10 protein-coding genes and 1 pseudogene are annotated in these 17,843 nt (G+C 43.5%); 1 reads left to right on the top strand and 10 read right to left on the bottom strand.

The window, feature by feature from the left end:
- The coding region (locus H524_RS17410; protein WP_027939102.1) for a hypothetical protein at positions 1-998 on the top strand (998 nt) is incomplete at its 5' end.
- 129 nt (positions 999-1,127) lie between these two features.
- On the opposite strand, the gene H524_RS0102550 is transcribed toward H524_RS17410, so the two are convergent.
- The 10 genes and pseudogenes from H524_RS0102550 to H524_RS0102495 all read right to left on the bottom strand — a co-directional run bounded on the left by H524_RS0102550 (position 1,128) and on the right by H524_RS0102495 (position 17,715).
- Positions 1,128-2,321: a class I SAM-dependent methyltransferase gene (locus tag H524_RS0102550; RefSeq protein WP_027939101.1), complete on the bottom strand. Its 1,194-nt coding sequence runs from the start codon at positions 2,319-2,321 to the stop codon at positions 1,128-1,130.
- Positions 2,322-2,645: 324 nt separating this feature from the next.
- Positions 2,646-3,437 (bottom strand): annotated as a pseudogene (gene rsmA, locus H524_RS13845) (16S rRNA (adenine(1518)-N(6)/adenine(1519)-N(6))-dimethyltransferase RsmA); the annotation flags it as partial.
- Positions 3,438-3,632: 195 nt separating this feature from the next.
- Entirely contained in the window at positions 3,633-4,739 is a 1,107-nt protein-coding gene (gene pdxA / locus H524_RS0102540; RefSeq protein ID WP_027939100.1) for a 4-hydroxythreonine-4-phosphate dehydrogenase PdxA, read from the bottom strand.
- A gap of 337 nt (positions 4,740-5,076) precedes the next feature.
- Complete coding sequence (locus H524_RS0102535; RefSeq protein WP_027939099.1) at positions 5,077-6,462, bottom strand: peptidylprolyl isomerase; 1,386 nt, start codon at positions 6,460-6,462, stop codon at positions 5,077-5,079.
- Between the two features lie 326 nt (positions 6,463-6,788).
- Positions 6,789-9,476 (bottom strand): LPS-assembly protein LptD, encoded by a 2,688-nt coding sequence (locus H524_RS0102530; protein WP_027939098.1) that lies wholly within the window; start codon positions 9,474-9,476, stop codon positions 6,789-6,791.
- A gap of 275 nt (positions 9,477-9,751) precedes the next feature.
- On the bottom strand, positions 9,752-10,087 hold the full coding sequence (gene yacG / locus H524_RS17965; RefSeq protein ID WP_425387369.1) for a DNA gyrase inhibitor YacG: 336 nt from the start codon (positions 10,085-10,087) through the stop codon (positions 9,752-9,754).
- Positions 10,087-10,833 carry a cell division protein ZapD gene (gene zapD, locus H524_RS0102515; RefSeq protein ID WP_027939097.1) on the bottom strand — a complete coding sequence of 249 codons (747 nt, stop codon included), beginning with the start codon at positions 10,831-10,833 and terminating at the stop codon, positions 10,087-10,089. The genes yacG and zapD overlap by 1 nt, the downstream gene beginning before the upstream one ends.
- Before the next feature lie 176 nt (positions 10,834-11,009).
- Positions 11,010-11,885 carry a dephospho-CoA kinase gene (gene coaE, locus H524_RS16250; RefSeq protein ID WP_052338858.1) on the bottom strand — a complete coding sequence of 292 codons (876 nt, stop codon included), beginning with the start codon at positions 11,883-11,885 and terminating at the stop codon, positions 11,010-11,012.
- 285 nt (positions 11,886-12,170) lie between these two features.
- Complete coding sequence (locus tag H524_RS0102500) at positions 12,171-14,774, bottom strand: two-partner secretion domain-containing protein (protein WP_169726117.1); 2,604 nt, start codon at positions 14,772-14,774, stop codon at positions 12,171-12,173.
- 418 nt (positions 14,775-15,192) lie between these two features.
- Positions 15,193-17,715: a ShlB/FhaC/HecB family hemolysin secretion/activation protein gene (locus tag H524_RS0102495; protein ID WP_169726116.1), complete on the bottom strand. Its 2,523-nt coding sequence runs from the start codon at positions 17,713-17,715 to the stop codon at positions 15,193-15,195.
- Positions 17,716-17,843 lie beyond the last annotated feature (128 nt).

The following is a 17,843-nucleotide window of genomic DNA, read 5'->3' as shown; positions in this document are numbered from 1 at the left end:
TTAGCGCGTTAAGACATGGTGCCGAAAAGGAGCAGAATAGCTCAATGGCTACAGCCGATTTACATGAGCACGCACAAGATCGTGACCACTTATCAAGCAACATTGATCTATCTGAAGGCAAGAGCCATGGCTTTGCACACGTTGCATCTGATCTAGAGTTAGATGATTTTAGCAGTGCAGTTGATGCATATGATTTAGATCTAGACTGTATTGGCCTTGCAGATGCTACATCTGATCGTATGTTAGATGAGCATAGCTGTGCGGGCGATGCATCTGAGAACGAGCTAGATAACCTTAGCTTCATAAGCGAAGAAGAGGTGAGTAAGGATGAGCAAAGCTTAGTTTGCTCACAGCACAATAAGGTTGCCAAAGATATCAGCCATGAAGCTGATAGTTGCCATAGTGCTGATAGCAGCCATGGTGCTGATAGCAGCTATGAGTGTGATAGCAGCCATGAGGCTGATAGCAGCTGTGGTGATAGTAGCTATGAGTGTGATAGCAGCCATGAGTATGATTGTAGCCATGGTGCTGCTAGCCGCGATCTTAGCGCTGATGAAGCTGTAGATAATGTGAAGAGCGGTACTTGTTCAACTAAGCGCTGCGCTTTTCACAATACCGATATAGATACCATCTTAGCTAACGATCATGGATTAGCTTCAAATGGTGGTGCGCAATGTGCGAGTAAAAAGCAAGCTAGCAAGAATGCTAAGGCCATGCTTGAAGACAAGTCATTAACCAATAGCACAAAAGCTCCAATTTTCTTGGACAAGCCTGAGCGCATTAAGTCAAGTAAAGATCCTGAGCGCATTAAGTCAAGTGAAGAGCTTGAGCGCTTTAACTCACTTGAAGAGCTCATACAATACAAGAAGAGCTCTGAGCATCAACGTGTCAAAATGCGACTGCGTCATTTTGTAAGCGATGAGCGCTATCAGTACTTTGCTGAATGTTCTAATGTAAAGCGAGGTTTTGAGAAAGGAGCTAGTTCTAACAAAGAATAGTAGAACCACAAAAGTATCATAACTTTTTCAAGCTTATCTTTAGCGTACGTAGACTGTCTTGAGCAAAGTTATGATCAAAAACGGCGCTGTATTAGCGCCGTTTTTTGGTAATGAATTACTGTACTAGCCTTAATTATTCCAAGCTTTAAAGACAGTAAACTTGGTGGTAGCTGCAATGATCTCTACATTATCAAAAGCCTCGTTAAGCGGCTCTTCATAGTGTAGTGCAGTGTTACCAACTAAGTAGAGCACACCATCGGATGTAAGGCTCTCTTTAGCTTGGGCAATCATATTAATAGTTTGGGCTGTAGTGCGATTAATACCCTGATGGAATGGAGGGTTAGTTGCAATGATGTTAAAGCGTCCACCTGGCACATTGATGCTAGCACGCTCCAAATCGTCAGCCTTTGGCAGCATGTCGGAGGCTAATACCTTAAGCTCAAGACCATTGAGCTTGGCATTGGCAGCAGTGCAGTTTAATGCAGTAGCACTAATGTCTGAGCAGATGACATTTTTGTAGCCACGTGCTGCTAAAGATAAGCCAATAATGCCAGAGCCGCAGCCTAAGTCTAGAACGTAGTGAGCTGCATGATCCTTTGGTGTTGGTAAGCTCTTAAGATCAGCATTGCTCAGATCTTCAAGCTCTTTTGCATCAGCTACTTTATCCATACCGCTAAGATCACGGTGCATGGCGTTAAGTAATAAGTGAGTGCCTCTATCAAGTTCACCTTGGCTAAAGAGACCATGATTTTGCTTAAGGGTAAGGCCGCCGAATTTTACATCTGAAAGGGCCTTTGAGTCCTTAAACTGTGCACCTTCATTGAGGTTAGCTGCAAATACAGTGCACTTACGAGCAGTATCTACTTTAAATACCTGAGCTACATCTTTAACCAAAGAGTCGCCACTCTTGCCGCCAATAGCATTTGCTCCCATTAACAGGATTTGTACCTGTGGATTAATGTAAGGCATGAGGCAGTGCAGAATCTTTTGGCTCAGACTCTTAGTCTTATTTAAGAACAGCACTATGGTGTCAACTGCTTCAAGATGGCCTTTAATACGCTCATCGCCATAGTCAGAGAAGATCACGCTCACGTGACGCTTTGAGGCTACCTCAAAGTCACTGTTACCGAGCTTGATGCCCATCATGGCACTCATTCCCTGTGCAATTGGGTAGTTATCAGTGATGACATAGGCCTTTTCGGTCTTAATCAGAGAATTGAGCAGCTGTAGTGACGGAATCTGGCCGCACAGCAGAACTTTCTTGTGTTCCCAGTAGTTACTATTACGCTCAAAAACCTCAGCTAGAGGATTATCTGCCTTCATAAAAAACTCCCAGGATTACAGATCGGCGTTGATGTCGTTAAAGTCGATATCCTCAAACTTACGAGGACGCTTTTTCTGAGCTTTCTTTAAGATGCTGCGCTCTTTGGCGGTCAGTGGTTTGCCAGTGCTTTGAGCAGCCTCTGATGAGCCATGTTCAAGCATATTATCTTCACTAGAGGCATCTTGTGCGCTCTTTTTAGCATTATCGCTATCATCAGTATCTTTGCAGCCTACATCTGCTTGTACAGCTGTGAGCTTAGCAATACGCTTTTCTTTTTTGAGCTGGGTTTGCATCTCTTCTTGAGCAATAAGCTCTTCTAAAGTACGCTTGCTCTTTAAGAGTTTAGCTAGCTCCACATAGGTTGACAGTGGCAGGTCTTCGGCGCGTGCTTGAAGATCAATGCCAATTGCACTTAGCTCTTCTGCCTCAAAAAGAGGTGCCATGGAGTTACGAATGGTCTTACGACGGGCAGCAAAAGCGGTAGTAGTAATCTTATTTAAGAATGGAGAGAGTGCACGCTCCTCATCAGTAAGTGGCTTTGGCTTTAAGCGTACTACTGCAGACATTACCTTTGGAGGTGGGATAAAGGCTGATGGTGGCACAGTAAGTACAGGGATGACCTGAGCATGGAACTGAGCCATGACTGTAAGACGGCCATAGTCTTTATTGCCTGGACCTGCAGCTAAACGCTCTACTACTTCCTTTTGCAGCATAAAGTGCATATCAACAATGCCAGGGAAGCTTAAGAGGTGGAAAATGAGCGGACTAGTAATGTTGTAAGGCAGGTTGCCAAACACGCGTAACTTGCCTGCACCAGGTAACTTAGTGAAGTCTACCTTGAGTGCATCCGACTCAATTAAGGTCAGTCCATTTAAGAAAGGATCGTGGCGTAAACGCTCAGCTAAGTCACGGTCAAGCTCAATGGCAGTTAAAGCCTTGGCTCTTTCGATAACAGGGCGGGTTAAAGCCGCATGACCTGGACCGATTTCAACGAGATAATCACCTTCCTTTGGGTTAATGGAGTCCACGATTGAGTTGATAATGTGGTCGTTAACCAGGAAGTTTTGTCCAAAACGCTTACGCGCTTTCATATGTGGAGGTGGGATGATTGCCATGAAATCGTTCTCGATGTCATTTAAAGAAAGGACTTGCCCTTACTTAAGGGCAATGATTTGTCCCGAATTATACCAACAAGATCACACTTTTTAGCATAGATAAGCGCATTAGAGGGTAATTACCTAGCAATCATCCTTGGCAAAGCTAAGTATCATGCCCTCTAAGCGCAAGTTAGTATGATGTTAGTTTAGGTTCTATTGGCCCTTGTGACGATGGTTGGCCATATAGATAGCAAGGCTGACAGCGCTCAGAAGTGAACCTTCATCAGCTATGGCCTTACCTGCTAAATCACAGGCGGTGCCATGATCTACAGAGGTTCTGATAAATGGAAGGCCTAAGGTAGTGTTATAGCCCTCATCAAAGCCTGCATATTTAAGAACTGGCAATCCTTGATCGTGGTACATGCTAAGGATAGCTGCAGCTTTGTCTAAGTACTTCTTTTGGAAGAGAGTATCTGCAGGTAGTGGGCCGATGAGATTGTAATTGCCAGTGGCGTTTAAGCTCTCAATAACTGGAGAGATAGTCTCAATCTCTTCCATGCCTAAGGTGCCATCTTCACCTGCATGTGGGTTGAGGCCGCATACATAGATCTGAGGAGAGGCAAAACCCATATGGGCTTTAAGATCGTGGTGCAAGATGCTGATAATGTTAGTAAGTTTCTCTTTAGTAATAGCTTCACTGACCTTATTTAAAGGCAGGTGAGTAGTAACTAAAGCCACATTCATCTTAGAGCAACCAAGCATCATAACCACTTCGTTGCAATGACTCTTCTCCTGCAGATATTCGGTATGTCCGGTAAACTCGATACCAGTTTTTGCAATGATGCTCTTAGAGATTGGGGCAGTTACCATGGCATCGCACAGACCGCTTAAGCACAGCTCGATGGCTTTATCTAAAGTAGCAAGCACATACGGTGAGTTGCGCTCATCTTGCCTTCCTGCTATTGATGGAGTGCCAAGTTCAATATTCAGGCAACTTAAATGTCCTAAGCCTGACTCATCTGGGCCTGATGGGACAAACTCATCTTCCTTAAAGTCATGGAGAATAAAGTCGCTACCAAAGAGCTTCATGCGCTCTTCAAGTAAAGCCTTGTTACCAATCAGTACTAACTCAACTTGAGACTTGGCTATTTCATCTGAACTTAAACCACCTTCTGCAACTGAAGCACAACGTGCATGCAGAGGTAGTGTAGCTGCGTGGTAACGACCAAGATGGTACATGAGTTCAGGACCAACACCAGCAGGCTCACCAGTGGTGATGGCAATACGCATTTGCTTGCTCTTTGAATTAGTATCCGACATGGTTATCCATCCATTTGCATTAACAATCGATAAGCTAGTGTAATCCACAGCACGGCTATTTGCTGTTAATGAGCCACAAACGTGCGCTCATCATCTTCGCTCATACCTGTGAGTATCATCTAGATTACATCTTTAAGTGCCGTATAGACTTCGCCTGTAAGTATCTTCTAGATTACATCTTTGCGTGCCGTATAGATTATGCCTGTGAGTATCATCTAGATTATGCCTGTGAGTACCATTTAACTGTAATTGAGCTACGCATAAAGCAAAAAGCTCAGCACTAAGGCTGAGCTTTTGAGTACTCATAGTAGCTAGACCTAAATAGGTCTAGTGCCGATTATTTTGACTTATGTAAAGCTGGATCACCTTCGATATTAGCGTTGTCAGCCATACCAGCGTTAACTAAGATAGGGTCGGTAACGCGGATGTGGGCAGTAGCGCGAATCTCACGCTCCCAAGCTGCTGACTCTTCGTTAAATAAGCGACGGAAGATAAGCTCACGAGCACGTGCCTCATAGGCCTCGTCAGAATCCTTGTCAATCTTGCGATCCTCAAGGTAGATAAGGTGCCAGCCGAAGCTTGACTTAATTGGCTGTGAAACCTCACCCACACGCAGAGCAACTAAACCCTGAGCAAAGCCTGGATCGTAACGACCAGCTGGAGCATAACCAAGCTCACCGCCTAAAGATGCAGAGCCAGTATCCTCTGAGTATTTTTTGGCAGCCTGAGCAAAGCTGATACCGCCAGAAACAATCTTATTACGCAGAGCGTTGAGTTCGCTTACAGCAGCCTCATCAGAGAAGATGATGGAGGTCTTTAATAAGATATGCTTAGCCTTGTAGGTAGTTACTGGCTCAACTGCCTGATTAGTAACTTCGTAAAGCTTGATTAAGTGCAAACCAAAAGGTGAGCGGATAGGGCCAATGACGGCACCTGGATTAGCCTTTAAGATTGCAGGTAAGAATGGTACTGGTACTTGGCTTTCAGGAACGAAGCCGATATCACCACCCTGTACAGCGTTGCTACCCTGAGCATACTGAGCAGCTAAAGCGTTGAAGTCAGCACCCTTGCTTGCCTGGGACTTAATGGTATTGGCAATAGAGGTAACGCGGTTTACCTCATTGTAGCTAGCGTTAGCATCTAAGCCTAAGATGATCTGACCTAAGTGGTAGCTTGGCTCAACGTTGCCGATTTTGCGCAGGTTCTTAGCAAGCAGCTCAACCTCAGCATCAGAGATACGCACACGACGACGAACCTGATTGGTACGTACTTCGTTGATAACAAACTCTTCGGCAAACTTCTGACGAGCAGTAGCTAAATCTACATTACCAAAGCTCTTTAAAATATCGTTTACTGAGGTATTAGAACGAGCTGCAGTTTGAGCTAATGCCTGGTCGATTTGGGTATCGGTTAAGGAAATGCCATAACGCTTGCCAATCTGAACAATAATAGAGCGGGTGACTAATTGCTCTAAAGCGGCACGGCGTGCTGTAACTGCATCTACGTTGGCACCACGGCTCTTAAACTGAGCTTGTGCAGCTTTTTGAGCAGCATCAAGTTCGCTACGTAAGATGATGTCTGAATTAACAACAGCCACGGATGAGTCCAGAGTGACCTCTTGTGCCTGCGCTGTTGAGGCGACTGATGAGGCACAAAACATAGTGCCAAAGGACATAACGGCCAGTGCTGTTGCAATTGACTTGTTAATCTTGCTTAATACCATAGCGGCTTTCTCTCAAAACTCTTCCGAACGTCGGTCATGTCGCGAAATTCTAACATACAGATACCTAATCGTATACAAAAGACGCTCAACAAGCGGCATATTTGCAATTTTTCTTAAATAGGCACCTGAAGATATGTTTGTGTAGATGGCTACTTGAACGAGCATCATCATATCTCTAGAAACTTAGGCAAAACACTGCTAAGGCAACAAAGCACAACATTTGCTTTACACAATTGAGGAGCAAAATGTGGCGGTAGATACTAAAAGGCCCTGCTATTTTTGAGCAGGGCCTTGTGATGATTCTATGCGTTAGCACAGATGTTTGCTTAGCGGTTGAGATCGGTTGGGTCGAAGTGCTTGAGCAAACGAGTGTCGGTAAAGTTGCGGTCGAAGTCGCCGGTAACATTAACGGCACCTGCACCCTTGAACTCAAATTGGATACCAAAGATATGGTCACGCTCACGCTTAAGGGAGTCCCAATCACATGAGTTGTAGTTCTCATAGACAAAAGATAATGACCAGCAGCAGTCTTCAAACTTAATTGCTGCCTTGGTATCGATATCTTCGTTTTGCTCTAAGTCGTTATAAGCTGCAAAGCTAACGGAGATCTTTTCATTGATTGGAACAGATGTGACCAAGCCTAATTGGCTTAAGTCTACTAAATCGTTAGCTAAAGAGCGGTTACCCTTGTCAGCAAAACGATAGCCTACCTGAACTAATAAGCCGTTTTCGTTCTTATACTGAGTCATGGCATTCCATGACTTTAAGTTATCTTCCTCAGAGTCATAGCTAAGGCCGGCATGCAAAGTAAGACCATTAACTGGCTCTGCATTAAAGAACATGGCCATTGGGCTACGTGGTGAGGTATTAATTGGGTCACGTGGCGCTAAGGTTACCTTTGAGGTATTAAATGAGTATGTCTGTGACACACCAAAGCGCACAATCTCGCGATCATGTGGATCTAAGAGTCGTGAGGTTACACCCATAGTAATCGCGTTGATATCAGCGATACGATCTTTACCTGTGTAGTTTCTAAATGAGAAGTTTGAGTAGTAATCACTCATGCGGTCGGTAGTATCGTACAGTGCGATATTCGACTGATCTTCATATGGGATGTATTGGTATAAGACCTCAGGCTCAAAGGTCTGAGTATGTCTTAAGTCTAAAACTTTACGCTCAAGAGTGGTCTTGGCCTTGATTTGCGCTAAATAAAGGGCGCGATTTACAGATGAATCAAGCTCAGTAAAGCCTAAATTAGTTCTGTAATAATCAGGCATATCCTCAATGCTATCTTGTGAATAGTGAGTAAAGAAACCTCTTAAGCTCGCATCAACTGAGGTGCCACGCATGTTGAATAACTGCATGCCGATCTCAGGTTCAAAATGGATACGAGTTGCCTCGAAGTTCTGAGCACGAGAGTCTGATGAAGAGCTAAAGCGCGTCATCTCACCATTAAAGTTAAGGGTGAGAGAACCTACAGTGCTGTAGTACTGTCCAGAGATCTGCGGCAACATTGAGAAAGGACGGTGACCTAAAATTGTATCTGGCTGCAGACGCTGATAGTCACGGGCTTCTGCTTGGATATGGAAGTCTGGACGATCATAGGCGGCCTTTAACGACTGCTTTAAGTGGTCATCGGTGACATTGGTTTCTTTAGCACCGAGATCATCAAGGTAGTCGTAGTCGCCATTGCGTACGCGCTGATAGTCGATATCAAAAGTCAGATCATTATTAAAAAATGAGCTAGTGTGCTTCCAACGGAAGAAATAACGTGAGTCATCATCAAAGTTTTCTGACAAGGCCCAGTCATTGTCGTTAGGTATATAGTCAAAGATAAAGGTGCCAATAGAATTTTCAATTGGCATATATCTAAACTCATTGCCTAAAAGAAGGCCACGTTTACTCATCAAACGAGGAGTAAAGGTGTAGTCATAGTTTGAAGCAATGGACCAGTAGATTGGTTGCTCGTAATCAGCACCGTTATTGGAGCTAATCGATACGGATGGATATAAAAGACCTGACTTGCGTCGATTCGTAGTCGGGAAGTTTAAGTATGGTAAGTACAATACAGGCACGTCTTTGACATAAAGAACGTTGTGATAAGACTCGCCAAATGAATCATTCTGATCAAGCTCTACAGAGCCAGCTTGAAAGTACCAAGAGTTATCTCCCACTGGGCAGGTGGTAAAGGTAAAGTCCTCAACCTCAGTGCTCTTTTGCTCATTGTTCACTGTGACTAATTTGCTCGAGCCACGTGCTACAGAACCATTTAATTGGAAGGTGGCATCAGAGAAGGTCGAGACATCGCTTTTAAGATTACTTTCAAGACTAGCAGGGCTGTTAATGGTCAGCTGTGGCGTATGAATAGAGATGTTGCCTGAGGTAACTAATGTACCTGCATCGCCATCATAAACAGCCTCATCTGCTTTGATAAGGCGGTCGCCTTGGCTGACAGTAACGTTGCCTGAGTAGGTTAAATTCTGAGTACCGCTAGCAGTTACTTCATTAGCGCTAATATTTACTGGAGTAGTTTCAAGGTCAAAGTTTTGCGGCTCAGAGTAGGCTGGAATACCGTAGTAGCACTCCATGTCACGCTCAGGTACTGGCATGAATGGAGAAGGACGCCATGGATTCTTGCTTAGGGTAGAGATAAGACGCAGTGGGAAAGTAGATGCAGCGGCTAATTGGCGATTAGACAGATACTGTTGTGTGGCAATATTTTTGACCATAACGCCATAGATATTGTCTGCAAATTCAGTAACTGAATTTAAGCGCTTAAGCTTAGCTTTCTCAACGGGGTCGATGCTATCACTATCAATACCACTTGATTGCTGCTGTTGCAGATAGGCAAGTTTGCTATTGGTAGTGGGGGCTTGGCCTGATGCAGCTAATTGATTAGATGGAGCAATGCCACGAGCTTGCTCATTAGCAAGTGCAGCTCCCTGGCCGTAAAGGATGCATGTTAGCGTAAATGCTAAAGCACTGACCTTAAGATGTGGTTTATGTTGGCGCATCAAACTATTGACCCTTAAGGAAAACAAAACTGCTCTGTTAGCTACTCTACATAACAGGCAGTTGCCACATGTGACTCAGTTGAAACTGATATCTTATGCCTACAGTAATACTTGCATCGAGCTTCTTAAAAGCAAGAAAAATGGCCATAAATAGGCCTAGCTTTATGGGAAACTAAACGCGCAATCGATAATTTTAACACAAAGGCTAAATTAAGCCCTGATGCTTTTAGGGGATGTGATTTTAAAGAAGCATCAAAGGGCTAAGAGGGGCTACACTATAAGTTCTGATCTGGCAGATTACGTACAGGCAGGTTTGGATCTGAAAGCAAATCGGCATCTTCGTCTTCATTAACTTCCTTGCCTGGCACAGCATGCTTTTCATCTGCCCAAGCGCCTAAGTCTAAGAGTTTGCAGCGCTCAGAGCAGAATGGACGAAATGGATTGTCGGTCGAGTACTTGATCTTCTTTTTACAGGTAGGACAAGAGACCATGATTACTTGAGCGCCCTCATCATTAGATGTCTCATGGCTAGTATCAGAGCTGTGACCTTGATTGGCCTCTTTTTCGATCTCGTCGTAGGTGCCTGGTGGGAGCAGGTCTTTAAGGCTCATTAAAGAATGCCTCCACGGACATATGCAAGTTCAAATGAGATATCACCAACCGGAGCTCCCTTTACAAAAGGTAAGAAGCGTACGTTGATGTTAGATTGGAAACCGCTAACCACAGGATAGCCGCGTACGTGCTTTGGGTACTTAATAATAATAAGTTCGCAAGGCTCTGAGGTTTCTTGCATAAAGCCGTTAACTGCAAGACGTGCTTGGAAGTCTGAGAACAGACGCCAGAGCTTTAAGATGCAAGTAACTGGAATGCGGATGCAGTCAAGCTCATGTAACCACTTGCCAATCACCTGACGCTTTTCCTCAACTGGAAGCTGATTCCAAAAGAAGAACAGCGGGGTATCAAAGCAGTTAACACCAGATGGAGTTAAGAAACGAGGCTTGATACTTTCGATGAGCGGATCGTTTTGCAGTACTGTACGTTGACGAGTAAAGCTATTTAAAGCACTGTGGCCTTCTTTGACTTGCTCTAACAGTTCGCTAACTAAGGTCTGATCTGCCTCAGGATTATCCTGCCAACCACGCAATCTCTTAGAGAGTTTGTCGAGGTCTTTACCGATGTCAATCTTAAGTGCGCCTGATCCGTCGACTAAATCGATAAAATCGATAAGGCCACGTAACAAGCTGAGAGTATCGGAATTTGTATTTAAGTCAGCGCACTCGGCAACACGATTGAAAATGGTTTCAAACTTTAGATATGTTCTTGCCTTCGGACTTAAAGGGAAATCGTAAACAAACATTTTAGGATCCGCATTAAAAAGCTTGTTGTGGGTGTCTTACAACTAAATTGTGATGATTTTTTAATAATCATCATGAGGCACTAATGCACGTGTCATTCCACATAAATTTTGACACTGCGCCGCATAATAAATAACGCCGTTTAATACCAGTTGCACTCAGGTTTTGACGTTAAAGCTTAGCTATTTGCTATCTTATGCAGCTTTTGAGCATTCTTTAGGTAGCTTATATGTAATTTTAGCACGTGTGCACGCTTTTCTTCTATGTTAAGAGTGTCTGTTTTTATAACATCATCGGCATGTTGTAATTTGTATTCGCGTGACAATTGCTTATCAATGATGTTTTGCGCGGTCTCTTTTGAGCATCCATCACGATGCAAAAGACGCTCAAGTTGTGTTTCACGTGAAGCGTCTACAACTAAGATACGATCGACAAAAGACTCAAGCTTATTTTCAAATAGTAATGGGATATCAATGAGGATGTACGGAGGGATCTCATCTTCTTTGAGTACATAGCTTGGATCAAGAGGCTCGTTTAAAGCCTGAATGCCTAATTGTGTTTTGCTTTCATCGATAACCTTTTCGCTACCATGGTTAAGATCGAGCTGAATCTTAGTCTCACAAGAATGATTAACAGAGTTATTTGAGGTATTTGCTGCAGGTGTTGTCTTGCATGTGGCTAAGTGTTTTGCCTGAGCTTGTTCTTTAATGATATTTAAGTAGCTCTCTGGAAAAGGCAAGCCATGAGCACATAGATCACAAAGCTCATCAGTTCTTTGTCTGATAGCAGGGTGCATGATGGAATTGAGCAAATTGAGCTTGTTTTTGTCAGCGAAGACTACTTCACGCATCTTAGGACGATTGAGATTGCCATCTTCAAGGATAAATTCAGCGCCAAATTTCTCTTTGACTTCTTGAAGGGCTTTAGAACCTGGCAAAACGATCTCACGGGCAATCACATCGCTATCTACTATACGGACGCCATAGACCTTAAAGAGATTGCCGACGAAGCTTTTACCGCAGGCAATAGAGCCAGTGAGTCCAACTTTTAACATCAGTTTTCCCCCAAGATCTTGCAATCAACAATGAGCAAATCATCACTAGTTTATTAGTCTTGATACTATTTAAGCCTGATAGAGCACAGATCGCAAGTGGCATTTTAGCTCTAAAGTGAAATTTAGCTTGATGAGCAAGGAAGGCGAACTAAACGAGCAAGGAGGGTGGACTAAACGAGCAAGGATGGTGGACTAAACGAGCAAGGAATTTTTTTTAGGCGGGGAAAAGACAAAAAAGGCCGGGCAATCACTCCGACCTTTAGTTAAATACACGACCGCATCGTATTAGTTATTTGCAAGCAGTAACTTTTCTAAGCTTGAATAGCGGTTTTGAGCGAATGTATCTTGCTCATTATCTTTGTCGATGTTCTTATTATCGCCCGCACCGCTTGCAGTATTGTTCTTTGTCTGTTGCGATGATGCCAATAGATTTGCACCTTTAGCATCAGTTTGCTTCTTGGCCTTAACCGTGTTGTTAGAGGCAAATAGTTTAGCGTTGTCATCGCCGTTAATTGTTTGATTGTGGTGAGCAATTACGTAGGCATTAAACTCACTGTCATTGGACAACTCTGTATTTTCTAAAGCTGCATAGATAGAGTCGCTATAGTCATTTGCACCTGTTACAAGATGGCCTCTAGATGGCAAAACGGTTTGACTTGCAACACCCTTGTATGAGCCAATCTCTCCACAATGAGAGCACTTGGCAATTTCAGGCAGAGTATCTGTTTGCTTTAAGTTTTCAACCTTTGGTGGAATCTGTGGATTTGGCTTAATGTTCTCACCTGGATTTGGAGTAGGAACAGGCTTTTGTGGCTTAATGACAGTTAAGGTGCCATTGTTAATCGCTACTTCATAGTTGTTGCTATGTGATGCTCCCACGATAGTGCCATCAGGACGAAGTGTCAGGCTCAAATTGAGATCATCAAACTTGTCGCCTTTGACAAGGCCAATATTGATAAGCTCATCGTAGTTGTTAATGGTGTCTTTACCTGGCTTTAAGTTTGGCTGTTTGCCATCGGCAACTACTTGATTAGCAATGTCTACAACGAGCTTTTTCTTGTTGATATTTAAAGTAGCCTTACCACTAGCACTGTCATGACGAGAAGTGCGATCTTGCAAGGCAGCATCTCCACCTGCGTTATTATCCCAGCTTTCATCTGCATACTTGTAGCTAAAGAAATAATCATGGCCATTGTCTAAGCTTTCTTTGCGTGTGGTGAGCTCAAAGACATGATTACCTGCATTTTGTTGAGTAAAGTTAGTTTGATTGGTTTTAGTAACGAGATTATCAAGCTCAAAGCCTTCGTTATTTACAAGCTGATGATAGTCATGCTTAGTGCCATCATAAGTAAAGTTAAAGTCCTCTACATAAAAAGGCTTTAAGAAGGTCTTATGCTTGAGCTTTAGGCTAGGCTCATCCATAGAGCCATCTACTGCATAGCTCTCATAGAACTCATCAACACTCATGCCTGAGTTAATAGCTTCCTTTGCAGCATCTGCAAAGGTGGTAGCTACTAAGAGGCCGTTATTACTTTGGCCAATGCCCTGTAAAGAAGAGTTATTAAAGCTATGAGCACCGACTACTACATTGTGCTTATTTAAGGTGCCAGAGTGTGAGCCAATGAGCGTGCCTGCATTAACTAAAAAGCCTTGCTGTTTGGCGTTATCAATAGCTTCTTCAGCATCTGAGTTATAGCTTGAGAGCACATTGTTAAGGGAGTTATTACCCTCCATAGATCCAACTAGTGCGCCAATGCTGCTCTTATTATCAATACGGTTAGCATCATCAAGGAGTACATCAAAGTTGCTGATCTCTACATTGATAATGTCACTATCTTTTGCAGAGCCAGACAGAGCACCGATATTGAGCTTTTGTCCTGCAACTTTAGCATCGGTATCTACATTGCTGTTGACGATCTTAAGGTTTTTAACACTAGCACCATCAAGCTTGCCAAAGAGACCATAGTCACCTGCCTTATCTGCCTGCATAGAATAGGTAATGCTATTAAAGGCACCATCAAAAGATCCACTAAAGGCCTTGCCTTGATCTTTGCCTAAAGGGATATGGTCAGTAACAATGATGTCATCAGCTAACCAGAAGTTCTTATCTAAATTCTGATTGACTCTATCGAGCTGGTCAGCCTCATAAATAGCGATCTCTTTGGAGTGGTCAACATAGGTATTTTTCTTTAAAGTGCCAGAGGACTTTATATCATTGGTAGTGGCAGCACTATAGCCATTGTCTTTTAAAAACTCACGATAGCTCTTGCCACCGGCAACATGCTTTTTGTCGAGATCGCCACCAATGTCAATGCGGTTAATTGAACTATTAAGCTCAAGGGACTTAGGCAAAGTGTTCTTAGATAAGGTGTTATCGATACTGCCGATGACAATATGGCCAGCGTTGATCTTAATGTCACTTGCTTCAATGGTATTTAAGGCCACTACCTTGCCCATACCACGATCTGATGGCATAGCATCAAGATTGATTGGCGGCAGAGCAGCTTGCTTAAACTTATCCATTAACTCTTGAGATGGCTTGTTAGTGCCCAAATAAACTTTATTGAAGTTTAAGATCTTAGAGGTATTGCTAAGGTGAATACCATTTGGATTGATGAGATAGACATTGATGTTGTTTTTATTTGCTGCAATGCGACCATCAATGTATGAAGCTCCTGGGCCTTTGACTACATTTAAAAATGACATGGCCTGACCTTTGTCAGCAGAGAAAGTCACAGATGCGCCTTTGCCAACATTAAACTCTTTCCACACCATTAAGGCGTTATTGCCTTTGCCAGTGATTTGCATAGTAGTGCCAGCTGGTGTGGTTGTAAGGCCTGCATTGACCGCATGGTCAAGTACTGGAAGCATATTACGAGGAGCTGCCATAACTTGTGAGCTTAAGGTCAAAGCCGCAAGAGCGCTTGCTAAGGTAGCTAAGCGTACATGCTTGTGAGTGTGAGATTCATTGCCCTTACTGTGAGTGTGAGATTCACTGCACTTACTGTGAGTGAGAGAGGCTTTGCACTGGCGAATCATCATAGATTTTTGGCGCAACTTGCTGCCACATACGGCTTACGTATGCGCCATCTCCTGTATAGAGTTAAACCGACTTCTTAAGTGCTCATCAATTGAGATACAAGAAGCAGCGGTTTTAATGTGCCCCACCATAGTGGAGCTGTGAACAAGTCTTGTTATGCCATGCCGCTTTGCGTCATGGCACAAATTAAAATGCTTAAGCAAGCCCTGAGATCTTGGCAAAAGGGCTCATATTGCAAGGTGGAGTAGTGAAAGCTACTTTTCTTCTTTAGAAGGTGTAGCTAAATTTGAAGTTAAGGCGGCTTGAGTCTTCAACGTAGTCAAGCTTGTTGCCAAGCACGTGGCTTACATCAAACATGGCATTCACGCCGTAGCGACTATACATAAGAGAGATACCAGCTGATGCGGCTCTTTGAGCTTCATAGTCATGGGTGAAGAGTTTGCCAGCCTCAATATGAGGTGCGATAACTAAACCCCAATTTACGTTAGGCATATACTGCAGTGACTGTTTGACAACGATGCCGCTATCTCCGCACAGATCTGCGCTTTGATAGGCAAGCAGTCCGTTTTCACCGCCAGCTTGCATTACCTCTGATCCGTCTAAGATGGTGTTTGACAGTTGCACGTCAATATTGGTAACTGTTGAGAAGTTCTCGCCTAAGATGTAGTTATAGCCGACATTACCGTTGAGCTTTACGAAGTTGCCATCAATGCCTAATTCGTAGTCATCATCATTGACAATACGTCCTGCACTTAAGCGCACCGAAGAAGAGATAAGAGCGTTACCAACAAAGTCTTTGCTACCCGAGAGTTGTAGATAGGCAGTATTGGAGTGCTTTTTGGTCTTGAGATCAAAGACTGAAAAGTCGGTAGTCATCTTGCGATAGACATAGCCAAACTGTAAGTTAGCAATAGCATTGCTTGTACGATACAGCGGCTCACGTAAGAAAGCTTCAAAGGTAAGCTCCTCGTTTTTAGTACCGAGCTGACGATAAATACCGCCTAAGTCAGCATGGGAGTAACACAGGGTAGCTCCTAGCAAACTTGGGTGAGAGTTTATCGGTATGGCATAGCCAATAGAGTAGTCAGCTTGCTCTTCATTAGTGTGTGAGTAAAAGAGATTGAGCCTATCGGCACTGCCTGTAGGACTTAAGATCTCAAAACTGCCACTATAGCGATAACGGCCTGAGCTTTGAGAGCCAAAGTTATCCACAGCTGCAGTAAAGTAGGTTCTATCAATCCCCTTTAAAGCCATCAAATCAAGATTGTTGACGATGTTATCAGGAGTAATTGCATCAAACTGTCCTTGCAGGGCAAAGGTGCCTAAGTCATTTAGTTTTAGCATCTGACCAAAGAGGGTGTTGTAGTTGATGGTCTGCCCCTCTAACTTTCTAATGCCACCAAGCAGGTATTCAAGATAACTATCAGATACAAAGGACTGGTTCTCAATATGAGCTTGATTAAGCTCAGCTCCTTTGACACCGATCTTAAAGACGGCATGATCTAAGTTGATATCTTGCTGAGGCATGTAGGTCTCACAGTTAAGGTAGCCTTCTTTGCGATAGAACTCTTTTATGGTGTTGCCTACATCCTGTAAGAGCTCAGCATTTAAAGCTCTGCCTTCAAAGGGTTTAATCTTTTGTGCAAGCTGAGCTTTAAGGGACGCATTATCAAACTCAGGAGCATCAATAAGCTCAATTCCCATAAAACGAATTGTATCTAAAGATGTATCTTCATCGTCATCATGCACGATGGTATTGCGCTCAGTTGTAGTAACTTGAGATACCAGCACGCGATTGACATCAAGACCAGGTAACTTGCTACGCTCAATACCGCCAGGAGGAGCGAAGATAGTGCTATGGACTCGGCCATCTTTGGAGATCTGCTCAACACGATAGCGCTCTTTGTCAGTGAGATCTTGAGAGCTAACGCTATTTTCAAGTCCCATGCGTGAGCCAACACTATCCTTAGCTACCTGTGAGGCTAGCGCAGCAAGGGCTGCAGCTTGGGCACGTGTTGATGAAAATTGAGATGCTGAGAGCTGCTCTTGTTGAGCTTGATTTAACTCAGATACAGCAAGATTAATGGCTGCAGCACGATTATTGGCATCATATGCACTAGTGCTTGAGTATGCGCTTGATCTCTGACCTAGGCTAGCTAGAGCCTCTGATTGTTCAGATGGGCTTAAAAGTGGCTCATAATCAGAATAGTCATCTTTAGCTACAGTAGTTTGGCCAATGAGGGCAATATGATCTTCCTCTGGCTCGCTAATGTCGTGATCTGCAGACATCTGTTCGACCATTACTTCATATGCTGCGTGATTAATGTCAGCATAGTTATCAGCGTGACTAGCTGAATTGCCATCGGCAAGTCCATCAGCATAACCATTTACATTACTCTCAGTGAAAGCTGCTACCTTTGAATAAATCGAGCTATTCTTCTTAAAAGACTCATTAGCATTGCTGATGATGCTATCTTCTGCACCGACGTTCTTATTGCTATCTTCGACAACCATATAAGCAGTATCTTGCATGGTTACATCGTCATCATCATCATCGCTATCGCCATAGCTAATGTATGATGCTAACTCATAAGCTAAAACGTCTTTGGCATCATAGCCAGTGGTGCGGGCGATAGAAGAGGCAAGCTTGCTCTCAACTACAGCAGCACTCTTGCTAGTAGCACTTGTAGTGATCATGTCTAGCTCGGTTAATAGGTCGTTGTTTGCAGTTTCGGCATTTGCAGTGAAGCTGATAGCTGAAAATAACGCTCCATATTTCAAAGAGCTCATTACCTTTACTAAATTCATCATTATCACGCGCAGATACTCTTGCCTCTTAGTTAAAGCAAGTCATATGTCACTCGCGTCTCCTCAAATACAAATCGTTGGTTTCCCAAACTAACAACTTGGCACTGTGT

It is taken from the genome of Anaerobiospirillum succiniciproducens DSM 6400 (assembly GCF_000482845.1).
Taxonomy (GTDB): Bacteria; Pseudomonadota; Gammaproteobacteria; order Enterobacterales; family Succinivibrionaceae; genus Anaerobiospirillum; species Anaerobiospirillum succiniciproducens.
Note: the sequence above shows the minus strand (reverse complement) of the source record. Positions and strands in the feature narration are given on the sequence as shown.